Below are 15,523 nucleotides of genomic sequence, written 5' to 3' on the forward strand. Positions count from 1 at the left end.
GCCAACATATGCAAATCATTCGCATTGAAATCTCCCCGCGAACGGTTGCCCATAACGTCTAAAAAACAGGAGCTGCCCCGTCATGAGTTCATCCATTCCGTCCTTTCTCAAGCACGCTGCTCTGGCGACGGCGCTGCTGGCTGCCGGCCAGGTGTTTGCCGCCGACTCGGTTGGCATCGTGGTCTACAACGCCCAGCATGAAACCCTGACCAAGGCGTGGGTCGCCGGCTTCACCGAAGAAACCGGGATCCCGGTCACGATCCGTAACGGCGACGACACGGAAATGGGCAACCAGATCGTGCAGGAAGGCGCGTCCTCTCCGGCAGACGTGTTCCTGACGGAAAACTCCCCGGCCATGGTGCTGGTGGACAACGCCAAGCTGTTCGCTCCGGTAGCACCGGCCACACTTGAACAAGTGGGCGCAGCCTATCGTCCGGCGCACGGCCAATGGGTCGGCATCGCCGCTCGCTCCACCGTATTCGTCTATAACCCGGCGAAACTGGCGGAAAAAGACCTGCCAAAATCCCTGACGGACCTCGCCTCCCCAGCCTGGAAAGGCCGCTGGGCTGCCTCGCCTGCCGGCGCGGACTTCCAGGCCATCGTTGCCGCCGTGCTGGAACAGAAAGGCGAAGCCGCCACCCTTGAATGGCTCAAGGGCATGAAAGCCAACTTCACCGCCTACCGTGGCAACAGCTCCGTGCTCAAAGCGGTCAATGCCGGGCAGATCGACAGCGGCGTGATCTATCACTATTACTACTTCGTCGATCAGTCCAAGACCGGCGAAAACAGCAAGAACACCGCCCTGCACTACTTCAAGCATCAGGACCCGGGCGCGTTCGTGAGCATTTCCGGCGGTGGCGTGCTGGCGTCCAGCAAGCACAAGGACGAGGCTCAGAAATTCCTCCAGTACATCACCGGCAAGCAGGGCCAGGAAGTTCTGCGCACCGGCAACTCCTTTGAATACGCCGTGGGCAAGGACGCAGCATCCAACGCCAAACTGGTGCCGTTGAAGGATCTGGACGCGCCAAAAGTCGACGCATCGAAGCTCGACAGCAAGAAAGCCGTCGAACTGATGACCCAGGCAGGACTGCTGTAATTGATGCCTGAAACTTTACCGGCGGGGATCGCTGCGGCGCCCCCCGCCAACCTTTCACGCAGGACCCGCGCCCTCAACGGTCGCGGGAGCCCTTGGGTGGTCGTGCTGGCGATCGGTGTGTCACTGCTGTCGTTACTGCCGATCGGCTTTGTCATCGGCGTGTCGTGGTACACCGGTTGGGCGACCATCGAAGCGTTGATCTTCCGCCCTCGAGTAGCCGAACTGCTGATCAACACCGTCTTGCTGGTATTGATCACCCTGCCAATCTGCATTGTGCTCGGCACCACTCTCGCGTGGCTGACCGAACGCACCAATCTGCCGGGTCGGCGATTGTGGTCACTGCTGGCGGTTGCGCCGCTGGCGGTACCGGCGTTCGTGCACAGTTACGCGTGGGTCAGCCTGATTCCGTCGATCAATGGATTGCCAGCCGGCGTGCTGGTGTCGGTGATCGCCTATTTTCCGTTCCTCTATCTGCCGATTGCGGCGACATTGCGTCGCCTCGACCCGGCGATTGAAGACGTTGCCGAATCCCTCGGTCTGAAACCGTGGGCCGTGTTCTTCCGGGTGGTCTTGCCGCAATTACGGCTGGCGATCTGTGGCGGCGCGCTGTTGGTGGGTCTGCACCTGCTGGCCGAGTACGGCCTGTACGCAATGATCCGCTTCGATACGTTCACCACCGCCATTTTCGATCAGTTCAAATCCACCTTTAACGGTCCGGCCGCCAACATGCTCGCCAGTGTTCTGGCGTTGTGCTGTCTGGCGATGCTGACCGTTGAATCCAGCGCCCGAGGCCAGGCACGTTATGCCCGGGTCGGTTCCGGCAGCGCCCGCGAACAGCGGACCGTGCGCCTAAAACGTGGCACCGCCACGCTGGGCCTGTGCCTGCAAGTCCTGACTTGCCTGCTGGCCCTCGGCGTCCCGATGCTGACGCTGGGCAAGTGGCTGATCGCCGGCGGCGCCGAGGTCTGGCAAGGCGAAGAGTTGTTGCCGGCGCTGCTTCAGACCCTGTCGTTCGGCGTGGCCGGGGCGCTGTTGACCAGCCTTGCGGCGATTCCGATTGCCTGGCTGTCGATCCGCGCGCCCGGCAAGCTGCAGCGTCTGCTTGAAGGCTGTAACTACATCACCAGTTCTCTGCCGGGGATTGTCGTGGCACTGGCGCTGGTCACCGTGACGATCCACTTCGCCCGGCCGATCTACCAGACCACCATCACCGTGCTGCTGGCGTACCTGCTGATGTTCCTGCCGCGAGCGCTGGTCAGCCTGCGTGCCGGTTTCGCCCAGGCGCCGGTGGAGCTGGAAAACATCGCGCAAAGCCTCGGTCGCTCGCCCCTGCGCGCCTTGTGGCTGATCACCCTGCGCCTGGCCGCGCCCGGTGCGGCAGCGGGTGCCGCGCTGGTGTTCCTGGCGATCACCAATGAATTGACCGCAACCCTGTTGCTCGCGCCCAATGGCACGCGCACCCTGGCCACCGGTTTCTGGGCCATGACCAGCGAAATCGACTACGCCGCCGCAGCGCCTTACGCCCTGCTGATGGTGGTGCTTTCGCTGCCGCTCACGGCCATCCTCTATCACCAATCCAGGCGCAGTGCCGGCCGATGAACGCTCTCGACATCATCAATCTCAGCAAATCCTTCGGCGCGCAAACGGCGCTGGACACCATCAACCTGTCCGTCCCGACGGGCAGCCGCACCGTGATCGTCGGCCCGTCAGGCTCCGGCAAGACCACGCTGCTGCGAATGATCGCCGGGTTCGAATTTCCCGATGCCGGCAGCCTGACGCTCAACGGCCAGACGCTGGTCGACAGCACCCACGCCGTGCCCGCCTACCAGCGGCAGATCGGCTATGTACCGCAGGATGGCGCGCTGTTTCCGCACATGACCGTGGCGGACAACATCGGTTTCGGGCTCAGCGAGACCGGCAGCGCCAGAACCGAGCGCATTCAGGCGCTGATGGACAGCGTGGCCCTGAACGCCAACATGGCCGCGCGCTGGCCTCATGAATTATCCGGTGGCCAGCAGCAACGGGTATCGCTCGCTCGCGCACTGGCCCAGCAACCACGCCTGATGCTGCTGGATGAACCCTTTTCCGCCCTCGACACCGGCCTGCGCGGCGCCATGCGCAAAATGGTCGCCCGCCTGCTCGAAGAGGCCGGTGTGACGACGATTCTGGTCACCCACGACCAAAGCGAAGCGCTGTCGTTTGCCGACCAATTGGCCGTCATGCGTGACGGACGACTGGTGCAATCGGGGCATCCGATGGACCTCTACCGCTATCCGGACGACGAGCAGACCGCACGTTTTCTCGGTGAAGCGGTGGTCATGCCGGCGCGGATCGAGGCCGGCTGGGCCCATTGCGATCTGGGACGGATCGCGGTGAACAGCAACGGCTTCTCCGGCCCGGCGCAGATCATGCTGCGCCCGGAACAGCTTCAGCTGTCCGACCTTCCCGCCGACTCGGAGGGCTGCAATGCCGTCGTCACCGAACGCGACTTCGGCGGCAACACCTGCACCCTGACGGTCGAACTGTGTGCCAGCGTCAACGAAGAAGCCGGCCGCTCACTACTCGTTCGCAGCACCGGGATGCACGCGCCACCGGCCGGCAGCGCCGTGCAACTGTCGATACTTGGGGCCGCCCACGTCTTCGAAGCGTCCTGACGTTCAGCTACAGATCGAAACGATCCACGGCGCGGCGCCGCTCGTTGTCGTCGCGCACGTCGTAGTTGGCGGTCGTCTGGATATTGCTGTGGTGCGCCAGTTTCTGGGCAATCGACAGGTCGTGCTCCTCGATCACCCGGGTGATGAATGAACGGCGGAAATCGTGGGGCATGATCTTCACCCCGACCTGCGTGCCGCGCTGGCGGGCGATGTAATAGATCGCGTGTTTGGTGATGCGCTCGCGGGTGATGTGGCTGCCACGGCGGATGCGATTGAACAGAAACGTATCGTCGCTTTCGCCTTCCTTGAGTTCGGAACGGCGAAACTCCAGCCAGGCATTGAGTTTGGCGAACGCCCAGGCCGGTGCGTATTTGATCAGTTGCTTGTTGCCCTTGGCATTGACGCACAGGCTGCGTTCAGTGAAATCCACCTGGTTCAAATCCAGATCCACCGACTCGGATTTACGCATGCCGGTGCCGTACAACAGCGCAATCACGGCCGCGTCACGCAGCCCCTGCGGGCGCGGGTCGGCGGCGCAGACTTCCATCAATTCGTGAATCAGCGTGCGCTTCAGATTGCGCCCCTGAGACAGTCGCGTGCCGGCGATGCCCTTGACCGAACGCATCTTCAAAAGATGATCCTGAGTGATCAGGCTCATGCGCCAGGCTTCGTTCATCACGCCGCGAATGGCATTTACATAAAGTGAAGAGGTGTTGGGGGCATAGTTGTCTGCACGCAATGCCGCGACTAACGCCACAACATCTTCGGGTTGTAAGGCGTGCCACGGAATGTCCTCGACATTCATGTCTTCAAAGCCGAGACGGTCGGCGGCATCCTGCAAAACGTAACGCATGGTGAGTTGGCTGGAAGGTGCCAAACGCGCCAGATACAAGGACAAAGGGTTACTTCTGATGGATTCTGAAGGGGTAACGGATAAGCTGCTCAAACGAAAGGCCTTGAGTAAAAACAGTCCAGCACAACAACTAACAACTGCAATGAACTTGATGTAAAGAAGAGTCTTGTAGTAGGACTTTTCCGATAAAACCGCAGAAGTCTGAACAGCGGCTGTATGAATTCCAGATAAACGATTCACCGACCGGTTTTTCATATTCCTTTCACAAAATCGGGAATAACCTTAGGTGGATAGGTCCTCAGTCGGTACCGCCCAACCTGCCGGGCAACGCCTGAAAAGTCAACCAACCCCCGACGTCTTGCTGCTCCAGCAACTCGTTGATGCAAAACCCGTTTTTTGCGTCTACGCTGGGATTGGATCCGATGAACAGATGGATCTGTCCATTTTTATCGCAATGAGGTGTCCATGAGTCAGGCGTTTCTCCCCTTCTCCCGCCCGAGTATTGGCGATGAGGAAATTGCGGCCGTCGAACAGGTACTGCGTTCAGGCTGGATCACCACCGGGCCGAAAAACCAGGCACTTGAAGAACAGTTCGCGCAGTACGTGGGTTGCAAGCACGCCGTTGCACTGTCGTCTGCCACCGGCGGGATGCACATCACCCTGCTGGCCCTGGGCATTGGCCCTGGCGATGAAGTCATCACGCCTTCGCAGACCTGGGTCTCCACCGGCAACATGATTTCCCTGCTCGGCGCCACGCCGGTGTTCGTCGATGTCGACCGCGACACCCTGATGACCGACGCCGCCCGCATCGAAGCCGCCATCACGCCGCGTACCAAAGCCATCATTCCCGTGCATTACGCCGGTGCCGCGTTCGATCTCGATCCGCTGTATGCCCTGGCCGACAAGCACGGCATCGCAGTCATCGAAGACGCCGCCCACGCTGCCGGCACCCGCTACAAGGGCCGCCACGTCGGCTCCCACGGCACGGCGATCTTCTCGTTCCACGCGATCAAGAACATGACCTGCGCCGAAGGCGCGATGTTCGTCACCGACGATGAAGCCCTGGCCGCCCGTGTACGCATGCTCAAGTTCCACGGTCTGGGCGTCGATGCCTACGACCGTCTGACCGGTGGCCGCAAACCGCAGGCCCAGGTCATGGAACCCGGCTTCAAATACAACCTGTCCGACATCAACGCCGCGATTGCCCTGGTGCAACTGCAGCGTCTGGACGCCATCAACGCCCGCCGTACTGAACTGGCCACCCAATACCTGCAAAAACTCGAAGGTCTGCCGGTGCAACCGCTGGCCGTGCCGCAGTACGCCCAGCAGCACGCCTGGCACCTGTTCATCCTGCGCATCGACAGCGAACGCTGCGGGATGGATCGCGAAGCCTTCATGAAGGGTTTGCAGGAGCAAGGCATCGGCACCGGTATCCACTTCATTGCCACCCACCTGCACACCTGGTATCGCCAGCGTGACCCAGATCTGTATCTGCCCAACACCGAATGGAACTCGGCGCGGCTGTGCTCGATTCCGCTGTTCCCCGACATGACCGACCAGGATCTGGATCGTGTTGTCGGTGCCATCGCCACCCTTATGGACAAACGCTCGTGAGACCTTACCCGATAAAATGCGTGTCGATCGTCATCCCGGTCTACAACGAAGAGGACAGTCTGCCTGAGCTGCTTCGGCGCACAGAGGCGGCCTGCGCCCAACTCAAACATGACTACGAAATCGTGCTGGTCGACGACGGCAGTCGCGATGAATCGGCCAACATGCTCGAGGAAGCCGCCGGACGTGAAAACAGCCCGTTCGTAGCCGTCATTCTCAACCGCAACTACGGTCAGCACGCGGCGATCATGGCCGGCTTCGAACAATGCAAGGGCGACGTGGTGATTACCCTCGACGCCGACCTGCAAAACCCGCCGGAAGAAATCCCGCGTCTGGTGGCCGAAGCCGAAAAAGGCTACGACGTGGTCGGCACCGTGCGCGGTAACCGTCAGGATTCGGCCCTGCGCCGCTATCCGTCGAAGCTGATCAACCTCGCCGTGCAACGCTCCACTGGCGTGGCCATGAGCGACTACGGCTGCATGCTGCGCGCCTATCGCCGCACGATCATCGACGCGATGCTCGCCTGCCGCGAACGCAGCACGTTCATTCCGATCCTGGCCAACAGTTTCGCCCGTCACACCACCGAAATCGTCGTGGCCCACGCCGAGCGTGAACACGGCGATTCGAAATACAGCCCGATGCGCCTGATCAACCTGATGTTCGATCTGGTCACCTGCATGACCACCACGCCGTTGCGTCTGTTGAGCATCGTCGGCTTCGCCATGGCCGGTCTGGGTGTGCTGTTCGCCGTTGCGCTGATCATCCTGCGCCTGGCGTTCGGCGCGGGCTGGGCCGGCGACGGCACTTTCGTACTGTTCGCGGTGCTGTTCGTGTTTACCGGTGGCCAGTTCATCGGCATGGGCCTGCTGGGTGAATACCTGGGGCGCATGTACAGCGATGTGCGAGCCCGCCCGCGCTTTTTCATTGAAAAGGTGTTGCGCAGCCAGCCGGCCTCCCCGGCACCTGTCGTCACCGTTGATGGCCTCACTTCCAATTCCAATTCCACTTCCGATCAGGTTCTCTCATGAGTGCAAAAACCGTTGTCTTCGCTTACCACGATATTGGCTGCGCCGGCATTGAAGCCCTGTTGAACAGCGGCTACGACATTGCAGCAGTGTTCACTCACGCCGATGATCCGAAGGAAAACGCCTTCTACGCCTCGGTTGCGCAACTGTGCGCCAACAAGGGCATCCCGGTTCACGCGCCGGAAGACGCCAACCACCCGCTGTGGATCGAGCGTATTGCCAAGCTCGACCCGGATTACATCTTCTCGTTCTACTACCGCAACCTGCTGAGCGAGCCGCTGCTGGCCCTCGCCAAAAAAGGTGCGTTCAACCTGCACGGCTCGCTGCTGCCACGCTACCGTGGTCGCGCACCGGCCAACTGGGTGCTGGTCAACGGCGAAACCGAAACCGGTGTTACCCTGCACCGCATGGTCAAACGCGCTGATGCCGGCGCCATCGTCGCCCAGCAACGCGTCGCCATCGAGCGCAGCGATACCGGTCTGAGCCTGCACGCCAAACTGCGCACCGCTGCCAGCGACCTGCTGCGTGACACCCTGCCGAACATGCTGCAAGGCAAGATCACCGAAACCCCGCAAGACGAATCCAAGGCCACCGTGTTTGGCCGCCGCACGCCTGCGGACGGCAAGCTGGTCTGGGCAAAACCGGCCGAAGAGCTGTTCAACCTGGTTCGCGCCGTGACCCGCCCATACCCGGGCGCCTTCTGCGCCGTGGGCGAGCACAAGCTGATCGTCTGGAGCGCCGAAGTCGTCAAGGGCAACGACGGTCAGGCCCCTGGCCGCGTGATCAGCGTCGATCCGCTGCGCATCGCCTGCGGTGAAGACTCGCTGGTGATCAACGCCGGTCAGCGCAACGACAACGGCCTGTACCTGAGCGGTCCGCAACTGGCCAACGAGCTGGGTCTGGTGGACGGTTCGCTGCTGCGCGGCGCCGAGTCCGGCCGTGCACCACGCCGCACCCGCGTGCTGATCCTGGGCGTCAACGGTTTCATCGGCAACCACTTGTCCGAGCGCCTGCTGCGTGACGACCGCTACGAAGTCTATGGCCTGGACATCGGTTCCGACGCCATCTCCCGTCTGCGCGACCACCCGAACTTCCACTTCGTCGAAGGCGACATCAGCATTCACTCCGAGTGGATCGAGTACCACATCAAGAAGTGCGACGTGGTCCTGCCGCTGGTGGCCATCGCCACGCCGATCGAATACACCCGCAACCCGCTGCGCGTGTTCGAACTGGACTTCGAAGAGAACCTGAAACTGGTTCGCTACTGCGTCAAGTACAACAAGCGCGTGATCTTCCCGTCGACCTCCGAAGTCTATGGCATGTGCCAGGACAAGAACTTCGACGAAGACAGCTCGAACCTGATCGTCGGCCCGATCAACAAGCAGCGCTGGATCTACTCGGTCTCCAAGCAACTGCTGGACCGCGTGATCTGGGCTTACGGCGCCAAGGGCCTGAACTTCACCCTGTTCCGTCCGTTCAACTGGATGGGTCCGCGTCTGGACCGTCTGGACTCGGCCCGTATCGGCAGCTCCCGCGCCATCACCCAGCTGATCCTGAACCTGGTGGAAGGCACGCCGATCCGCCTGTTCGACGGCGGCGAGCAGAAACGCTGCTTCACCGACATCGCTGACGGCGTCGAAGCGCTAGCCCGCATCATCGATAACGACAACGATGTCTGCAACGGTCAGATCATCAACATCGGCAACCCGGAAAACGAAGCCAGCATCCGTCAACTGGGCGAAGAACTGCTGCGTCAGTTCGAAGCTCACCCGCTGCGCTCCAACTTCCCTCCGTTCGCCGGTTTCCGCGACGTGGAAAGCAAGGCGTTCTACGGTGCCGGTTATCAGGACGTGGAACACCGCAAGCCAAGCATCGCCAACGCCAAGCGCCTGCTGAACTGGGAGCCGACCGTGGAAATGCGCGAGACCATCGGCAACACGCTCGACTTCTTCCTGCGTGAAGCCATGCTCGAAATCGCGGACAAGCGTTAATGCAGGCAGGTCTTCGTATCGATGTCGACACCTACCGAGGCACCCGTGAAGGGGTGCCTCGGCTGCTGGAAATCCTCGACGAAGCGCAGGTCAAGGCAACGTTTTTCTTCAGTGTCGGCCCGGACAACATGGGCCGACATCTGTGGCGCCTGATCCGCCCGCAATTCCTCTGGAAAATGCTCCGTTCCAATGCTGCCGGCCTTTACGGCTGGGACATTCTGCTGGCCGGCACCGCCTGGCCCGGCAAGCCGATCGGTCGCGATCTCGGGCACCTGATGCGTCAGGCCCGGGACGCCGGTCATGAAGTCGGCCTGCACGCCTGGGATCACCATGGCTGGCAGGCCAATGCCGGCACCTGGAGCGACGCGCAACTGATCGAACAGATCCGTCGCGGCGTCGACACCCTGAGCGACATCATCGGCGAAAAGATCCAGTGCTCGGCCGCCGCCGGCTGGCGTGCGGACGAACGCGTGATCGAAGCCAAGGAGACCTTCGGTTTTCGCTACAACAGCGACTGCCGCGGGCAACAGTTGTTTCGACCACTGTTGGCCGATGGTTCGGTGGGTGCGCCGCAGATTCCGGTGGACATGCCAACCTTCGACGAGGTGGTCGGCCCGACCGTAGCCGCGAAGGACTTCAACGCCTTCATCCTTGACCGGTTCCGCCCGGACAACCTCAACAACTACACCATTCATGCCGAAGTAGAAGGGATTCTGATGGCCGAAGAGTTTCGTCGATTGCTGGCCGATGCACGCCAGCGAAACATCGAGTTCAAGCCTTTGGGCGACCTGTTGCCCGAGTTTCTCAACACATTGCCTGTCGGCCGTGTGCAACGTGGCGCCCTCGAAGGCCGTGAAGGCTGGCTGGGAGTGCAAGGCGCATGAGCAAACGCTGGGCATTGCCGCTGCTGATCGGACTTTTTCTGCTGGCCTACCTGCTGCCGCTCGGCACGCATGGCTTGTGGATTCCCGATGAAACCCGTTACGCACAGATCAGCCAGGACATGCTGCTGAGCGGCAACTGGGTGTCCCCGCACTTCATGGGCCTGCGCTATTTCGAGAAACCGATTGCCGGTTACTGGATGATCGCGCTCGGCCAGGAATTGTTCGGGCAGAACCTGTTCGGTGTGCGTTTCGCCTCGGCCCTCAGCACCGGATTGAGTGTGCTGTTGTGCTTCCTGGTCGCCCGTCGGTTGTGGAACGAACCGCGCAAAAGCTTCATCTGCGCCCTCCTCTACATGAGCTTCACCGTCGTCGCTGGCCAGGCCGGTTACGCCAACCTCGATCCGCAGTTCACCTTCTGGGTCAACCTGAGCCTCGTCGCCCTGTGGTTTGCCGTCGACAGTCGCAGCACCCGGCAGCGTGTGATCAGCTGGGCCGTGTTGGGGCTGGCCTGCGGCATGGGGTTCATGACCAAGGGTTTTCTCGCCTGGCTGCTGCCGGTGCTGATCGCCCTGCCGTGGATGCTCTGGCAGAAGCGCTGGCGTGAACTGCTGATCTACGGTCCGGTGGCGATTGCCGTGGCAATCATTGTCAGCCTGCCGTGGGTGCTGGCCGTGCACAGTCAGGAACCGGATTACTGGCGGTTCTTCTTCTGGCACGAACACATCCGCCGCTTTGCCGGTGACGACGCTCAGCACGATGCGCCGTGGTGGTTTTACCTGCCGTTGCTGGTCGCGTTCAGCCTGCCATGGGTCGGCATGCTGCCGCCGGCCTTCAAACAGGCCTGGCAGACCCGTGCCCAACCGGGCATTGCCTTCCTGCTGCTGTGGCTGGTGATGCCGCTGGCGTTTTTCAGCCTGGCCAACGGCAAGCTGCCGACCTACATCCTGCCGTGCCTGCTGCCACTGGCGCTGTTGCTGGGTCATGCACTGGCCGACCGTCTGCGTCTGGAACAAGGTCGGGCACTGAGCGTCAATGGTCTGCTGAACCTGGTGCTGGGCGTCATCACGCTGATCGCACTGGTTTACCTGCAATTGAAAAAACCGGTGTACGACCACGAACTGCACAGCATGGTGCTGGTGTTCATTGCGCTGATCGGCTGGATCATCGCCAACCTGGCGCAGGCGTTTCTGCCACTGCAATGCTGGGCGGCTCCGGCCCTCGGCAGCCTGCTGCTGATCGGTGTGCTGCCGGCCGCGCTGCCGAAGTCCGTGGTGGCCAACAAGACCCCGGACCAGTTCATCCTGCATCACCTCGATGAACTGTCCGGCACCACTCACCTGCTGAGCAACGATCTCGGTGCCGCCTCGGCACTGGCCTGGCGCCTGAAGCAACCCAAGGTGGCGTTGTACAACACCGTGGGCGAGCTGAAATATGGCCTGTCCTACCCTGAAGGCGCCGAACAGCGGATCACCACCGATGAAGTCCAGCAGTGGGTGCGTGATGCCCGCCGCACCGGCTCGGTCGGCGTGGTCATGCGGGTCAAGGGCGACGACGAACTGCACGAAGTCGACCTGCTGCCCAAGGACGGCACTCGTTATGAGCAGGGCAACCTGGTGATCATGGTTCTGCCCAAGGATCCGTCATGAGTTGGTTGCTGTTGCTGACCGCGTGTCTGCTGACGTGCCTGGGCCAGGTCGCGCAAAAGTATGCGGTGGAGAGCTGGCGCGGGGTCGACTCGTCCTGGGCCGACAAACTGCGCTCGCCGTGGCTGTGGCTGGCCCTGTTCGCACTGGGCTCGGGCCTGCTGGTCTGGCTGTTGGTGCTGCAACGCCTTGAAGTGGGCATCGCTTACCCGATGCTCAGCCTCAACTTTGTACTGATTACGCTGATCGCGCGTTTCGTGTTTCGCGAACCGGTCGACCGCCAGCACTGGATCGGTGTGGCACTGGTGATCGGCGGCGTGGCACTGCTGGGGCAACAGTCATGAGCCAGGGACGCGGCATCGGCTTCGCCCTTGGCAGCGTGTTGCTGGTCAGCGGCGCCCAACTGGGCATGCGCTGGAGCATGACGCGCCTGCCGCAGCCTGAACAATGGTTGTCCGCGCTGACCACCGGCAACGTCGATCTGACGGCGCTGGCGGTGGTGTTCACGGCCATTCTCGCCTATGCGCTGTCGATGCTCTGCTGGCTCGCCGCCCTGCGCGACCTGCCGCTGGGCCGGGCCTATTCACTGCTGAGCATCAGCTACGCGCTGGTGTATCTGCTGGCGGCCAGTCTGCCGCTGTTCAACGAATCCTTCAGTTTTACCAAATCACTGGGCGTGGCACTGGTCATGCTCGGCGTCATCACTATCAACACTCGTCCGGCAAAAGCGCCCGATTTGAGGAGTGCTCCATGAAAATCACAGTATTTGGAAGCGGTTACGTCGGCCTGGTGCAAGCCGCGGTTCTGGCCGAGGTCGGCCATGATGTCGTGTGCATGGATATCGATCAGAAGAAGGTCGAACTGCTCAGCCAGGGTCACGTCAGCATTTTCGAACCGGGGCTGTCGAGCCTGGTCCGTGAAGGCCTGGACTCCAGCCGCCTGCACTTCACGTCCGATGAAAAGTTTGCCGTACAGCACGGTCGCGTAGCGTTCATTGCCGTGGGCACACCGTCCAGCGAGGATGGCTCGGCCGATTTGAAATACGTGCTGTCGGTGGGCGATGCCGTCGCTCGTCATCGTGAACAGCCGCTGATCCTGGTCGAGAAATCCACCGTACCGGTCGGCACCGGCGACACCTTGCGTGCGCACATTCAGGCCGCGCTGGACAAGGCCGGGCGCGCACTGCAGTTCGATATCGTCTCCAACCCGGAATTCCTCAAGGAAGGTTCGGCGGTCTCCGACTGCCGTCGTCCGGACCGTATCGTCATCGGCTGCGAAGGCGATGACGTGCGCGACGTGATGCGCGACCTGTACTCGCCGTTCAACCGCAACCATGACCGCATCATGTTCATGGACCTGCGCAGCGCCGAACTGACCAAATACGCCGCCAACTGCATGCTGGCGACCAAGATCAGCTTCATCAACCAGATCGCCGAGCTGGCCGAACACCTGGGCGCGGACATCGAGTCGGTTCGCCAGGGTATCGGCGCCGACACGCGCATCGGTTACCACTTCATCTACCCGGGCTGCGGTTACGGTGGCTCGTGTTTCCCCAAAGACATGCGCGCGCTGATCCACAGTGCCGAACAGGCCCATTGCTCCAGCGACCTGCTGCAAGCGGTCGAAGCGATCAACGAGCGTCAGAAGCACAAGCTGTTCGACCGCATCAATGCCTTCTACAAAGGTGATCTGCGCGGCAAGACCTTCGCCCTGTGGGGCCTGGCGTTCAAGCCGAACACCGACGACATGCGCGACGCACCTAGCCGCGTACTGCTCGATTCGCTGTTTGCCGCCGGCGCCAGCGTTCGCGCCTTCGACCCGGAAGCGATGCAGGAAACCCAGCATCTGTACCCGAACGAAGAGAAGCTGATGCTGATGGGCACCCCGGAATCGGTACTGTCCGGTTCCGACGCGCTGATCATCTGCACCGAATGGCAGCAGTTCAAGGCCCCGGACTTCGACCTGATCCAGCAACGCCTCAAGGACCCGGTGATTTTCGACGGCCGTAACCTGTACGACGCCGATCGCCTGGCACGCAATGGCTTCAAGTACTTCCCGATCGGCCGTGGGGACTCGCGCAAATTGCCGATCCCGCTGCAACAATGGCCTAACACTGCGGACGTCGCTTGATCCCGTTGTCGCCTGCCATCCGCCAGCAGTCCCTGATCGCAGGGCTGCTGGCACTGTTGTTGTTTATCGCCGGGGTTTACGGACAGGCACCCATTGGCTTCGATTCACGTTTTGTACTGTTTGCCCAGGAGATGCTGAGACACGGGCCGACGGTATTCCCGACCACGTATGGCCAGCCGTACGCCGATTATTCGGCGGTTTCGACGCTGTTCATCTGGCTGTTGTCGCTGCCCTTCGGCGCGATCAATACGCTGACGGCGTGGCTGCCCAGCGCCATCGCCGGTGCGGTGATCGTGACGTTGATGTACCGCTTGCTGGCGGTGCATTCGCTACGCTGGGCACTGGTCAGCATTGCGCTGCTGATGCTCACCAGCACCTTCGTCACGGAAGTCCGGGCGGTGTCGCAAGACCTGATGCTGGCTGCCGTGGCGCTGTCGGTGTTCTACCTGGGCTACGCACACGACCATTTCGGCTCCGGCCGACGCTGGCCATTGATCTTTGCCCTGTTGTTGCTGGGCTTCGGTATTCGCGGGCCGATCGGCCTTGTGGTGCCGACCGGCATGCTCTGCAGCTATTACCTGCTCAACCGCCAATGGGCACGGCTGTTCGTGTTCGGTGTGCTGGCGTCGATCCTGCTCGCCGCGTGCGTCGGTCTGCTGTTGTGGCTGGCCAAGCTCAGCGGTGGCGAGGCCTTTCTGCAAGACGTGATCCGCATGCAGTTCATGGGGCGCATGGATGGCAGTGAGGGCGTCAGCGGCTCGCTGTATTACTTCACCAGTTCGCTGGGCAACTACGCGCTGGCGTATCCGCTGGCACTGCTGGTGCTGGCGGCGGCATGGCTGAGCAAACCGCATCAGCGCGGGCCGGCCTTGCGGCTGGTGCAATATTGCGCAGCGGCCGGGTTGATCGTCATGGTCGGTCTGTCGATTCCACAGGCGAAGAAGGCGCGTTACCTGCTACCGATGTTGCCGATGGCGGCGATCATCGCGGCGTATCCGTTTCAGGTGGCTCACGGTCGGGTGTTCGCTTGGTTGCGCGGGATCATTCAGGGGCTGTGGCTACTGACGCCGGCGCTGCTGATGGTTGCCTTGCTGGCGGCGCAGCGCAGGTTTCCGGGCGTGCTGACCGGTGTCATGCCGGTGATGATCGTGCTGGGCGTGTTGCAACTGCTGGCGTTGTCCCGACTGTGGAAACCTCGCTGGCGTGCCGAAGTCATGGCGCTGAGCTCGGTGCTGGCGTTGTGGACGGTCTATGCGGCGGTGTTCGAACCGGTAGAACGTGATCTCTACGACACCCGTGCCTTCAGTCGTGCTGCGTTCGCTCAGGTTCAACAGAACCCGGCGCCGCTGGTGCTGCACGGCATGGGCAAGGACGCCAAGGCGATCAAGTTCATGGTCAACGTCGAACAGGACCTGCAACCGCAGTTCACCGAAACCGCCCAGCAACTGGAAGCGCTCAAGGGCCCGGCCTGGCTGATCATGGACAGCAAGGACCTGCAATCGCTGCAAGGTACACCGCTGGCCGGCCTGCAACCGGTATTGACCGGGCGTTTCGACAAGAACGATTACGTGCTGTTGTACCTGAAACCCTTGTAGACCTCGTTGAAGGCTGCGATCTTGCGGACTTTCCCAGGATC

At 61.7% G+C, this 15,523-nt stretch carries 13 protein-coding genes; 12 read left to right on the top strand and 1 reads right to left on the bottom strand.

Annotation, left to right across the window (positions count from 1 at the left end; translation table 11 throughout):
• The first annotated feature begins 82 nt into the window (after positions 1-82).
• Genes AC07VV_RS04875 through AC07VV_RS04885 form a run of 3 tightly spaced genes read left to right on the top strand, consistent with a single transcriptional unit; the run spans position 83 to position 3,750 of the window.
• Positions 83-1,096, top strand: coding sequence for an iron ABC transporter substrate-binding protein (locus AC07VV_RS04875; protein WP_096821454.1), 1,014 nt, complete (start codon positions 83-85; stop codon positions 1,094-1,096).
• Positions 1,097-1,099: 3 nt separating this feature from the next.
• Positions 1,100-2,695, top strand: a complete 1,596-nt coding sequence (locus AC07VV_RS04880) for an ABC transporter permease (protein WP_495035503.1) — start codon at positions 1,100-1,102, stop codon at positions 2,693-2,695.
• Entirely contained in the window at positions 2,692-3,750 is a 1,059-nt protein-coding gene (locus tag AC07VV_RS04885) for an ABC transporter ATP-binding protein (protein ID WP_102620027.1), read from the top strand. The genes AC07VV_RS04880 and AC07VV_RS04885 overlap by 4 nt, the downstream gene beginning before the upstream one ends.
• Before the next feature lie 7 nt (positions 3,751-3,757).
• Here AC07VV_RS04885 and AC07VV_RS04890 read toward each other — a convergent pair whose 3' ends face one another.
• On the bottom strand, positions 3,758-4,696 hold the full coding sequence (locus AC07VV_RS04890) for a site-specific integrase (protein WP_495035504.1): 939 nt from the start codon (positions 4,694-4,696) through the stop codon (positions 3,758-3,760).
• 372 nt (positions 4,697-5,068) lie between these two features.
• Here AC07VV_RS04890 and arnB point away from each other — a divergent pair, with 372 nt between their 5' ends.
• From arnB to AC07VV_RS04935, 9 genes are read left to right on the top strand one after another with little or no spacing between them, the layout of a single operon-like run.
• Positions 5,069-6,217 (top strand): UDP-4-amino-4-deoxy-L-arabinose aminotransferase, encoded by a 1,149-nt coding sequence (arnB, locus tag AC07VV_RS04895; protein WP_096821457.1) that lies wholly within the window; start codon positions 5,069-5,071, stop codon positions 6,215-6,217.
• Positions 6,214-7,242: an undecaprenyl-phosphate 4-deoxy-4-formamido-L-arabinose transferase gene (gene arnC, locus AC07VV_RS04900; RefSeq protein WP_495035505.1), complete on the top strand. Its 1,029-nt coding sequence runs from the start codon at positions 6,214-6,216 to the stop codon at positions 7,240-7,242. The genes arnB and arnC overlap by 4 nt, the downstream gene beginning before the upstream one ends.
• The gene (gene arnA, locus AC07VV_RS04905; RefSeq protein WP_096821459.1) at positions 7,239-9,230 is read left to right on the top strand and encodes a bifunctional UDP-4-amino-4-deoxy-L-arabinose formyltransferase/UDP-glucuronic acid oxidase ArnA; all 1,992 of its coding nucleotides are present in this window, start codon (positions 7,239-7,241) and stop codon (positions 9,228-9,230) included. Before arnC ends, arnA begins: the two co-directional genes overlap by 4 nt.
• Positions 9,230-10,114 carry a 4-deoxy-4-formamido-L-arabinose-phosphoundecaprenol deformylase gene (gene arnD, locus AC07VV_RS04910; RefSeq protein ID WP_495035506.1) on the top strand — a complete coding sequence of 295 codons (885 nt, stop codon included), beginning with the start codon at positions 9,230-9,232 and terminating at the stop codon, positions 10,112-10,114. The genes arnA and arnD overlap by 1 nt, the downstream gene beginning before the upstream one ends.
• Positions 10,111-11,760: a lipid IV(A) 4-amino-4-deoxy-L-arabinosyltransferase gene (gene arnT / locus AC07VV_RS04915; protein WP_495035507.1), complete on the top strand. Its 1,650-nt coding sequence runs from the start codon at positions 10,111-10,113 to the stop codon at positions 11,758-11,760. Before arnD ends, arnT begins: the two co-directional genes overlap by 4 nt.
• Positions 11,757-12,101, top strand: a complete 345-nt coding sequence (gene arnE, locus AC07VV_RS04920; RefSeq protein WP_423203520.1) for a 4-amino-4-deoxy-L-arabinose-phosphoundecaprenol flippase subunit ArnE — start codon at positions 11,757-11,759, stop codon at positions 12,099-12,101. Before arnT ends, arnE begins: the two co-directional genes overlap by 4 nt.
• Positions 12,098-12,511, top strand: coding sequence for a 4-amino-4-deoxy-L-arabinose-phosphoundecaprenol flippase subunit ArnF (gene arnF, locus AC07VV_RS04925; protein ID WP_102620032.1), 414 nt, complete (start codon positions 12,098-12,100; stop codon positions 12,509-12,511). The genes arnE and arnF overlap by 4 nt, the downstream gene beginning before the upstream one ends.
• Entirely contained in the window at positions 12,508-13,887 is a 1,380-nt protein-coding gene (locus AC07VV_RS04930) for a UDP-glucose dehydrogenase family protein (RefSeq protein WP_096821463.1), read from the top strand. Before arnF ends, AC07VV_RS04930 begins: the two co-directional genes overlap by 4 nt.
• Positions 13,884-15,482, top strand: a complete 1,599-nt coding sequence (locus AC07VV_RS04935) for an ArnT family glycosyltransferase (protein ID WP_495035508.1) — start codon at positions 13,884-13,886, stop codon at positions 15,480-15,482. Before AC07VV_RS04930 ends, AC07VV_RS04935 begins: the two co-directional genes overlap by 4 nt.
• Positions 15,483-15,523: the final 41 nt, after the last annotated feature.

It is taken from the genome of Pseudomonas sp. GW821-FHT02C04, from assembly GCF_059421845.1.

Bases quoted from the DNA above. Each gene is read 5' to 3' on its own strand.
- arnD (WP_495035506.1), top strand. From the start codon at position 9,230: ATGCAGGCAGGTCTTCGTATCGATGTCGACACCTACCGAGGCACCCGT.
- AC07VV_RS04930 (WP_096821463.1), top strand. From the start codon at position 12,508: ATGAAAATCACAGTATTTGGAAGCGGTTACGTCGGCCTGGTGCAAGCC.
- arnT (WP_495035507.1), top strand. From the start codon at position 10,111: ATGAGCAAACGCTGGGCATTGCCGCTGCTGATCGGACTTTTTCTGCTG.
- arnB (WP_096821457.1), top strand. From the start codon at position 5,069: ATGAGTCAGGCGTTTCTCCCCTTCTCCCGCCCGAGTATTGGCGATGAG.
- AC07VV_RS04885 (WP_102620027.1), top strand. From the start codon at position 2,692: ATGAACGCTCTCGACATCATCAATCTCAGCAAATCCTTCGGCGCGCAA.
- arnE (WP_423203520.1), top strand. From the start codon at position 11,757: ATGAGTTGGTTGCTGTTGCTGACCGCGTGTCTGCTGACGTGCCTGGGC.
- AC07VV_RS04875 (WP_096821454.1), top strand. From the start codon at position 83: ATGAGTTCATCCATTCCGTCCTTTCTCAAGCACGCTGCTCTGGCGACG.
- AC07VV_RS04880 (WP_495035503.1), top strand. From the start codon at position 1,100: ATGCCTGAAACTTTACCGGCGGGGATCGCTGCGGCGCCCCCCGCCAAC.
- arnA (WP_096821459.1), top strand. From the start codon at position 7,239: ATGAGTGCAAAAACCGTTGTCTTCGCTTACCACGATATTGGCTGCGCC.
- arnF (WP_102620032.1), top strand. From the start codon at position 12,098: ATGAGCCAGGGACGCGGCATCGGCTTCGCCCTTGGCAGCGTGTTGCTG.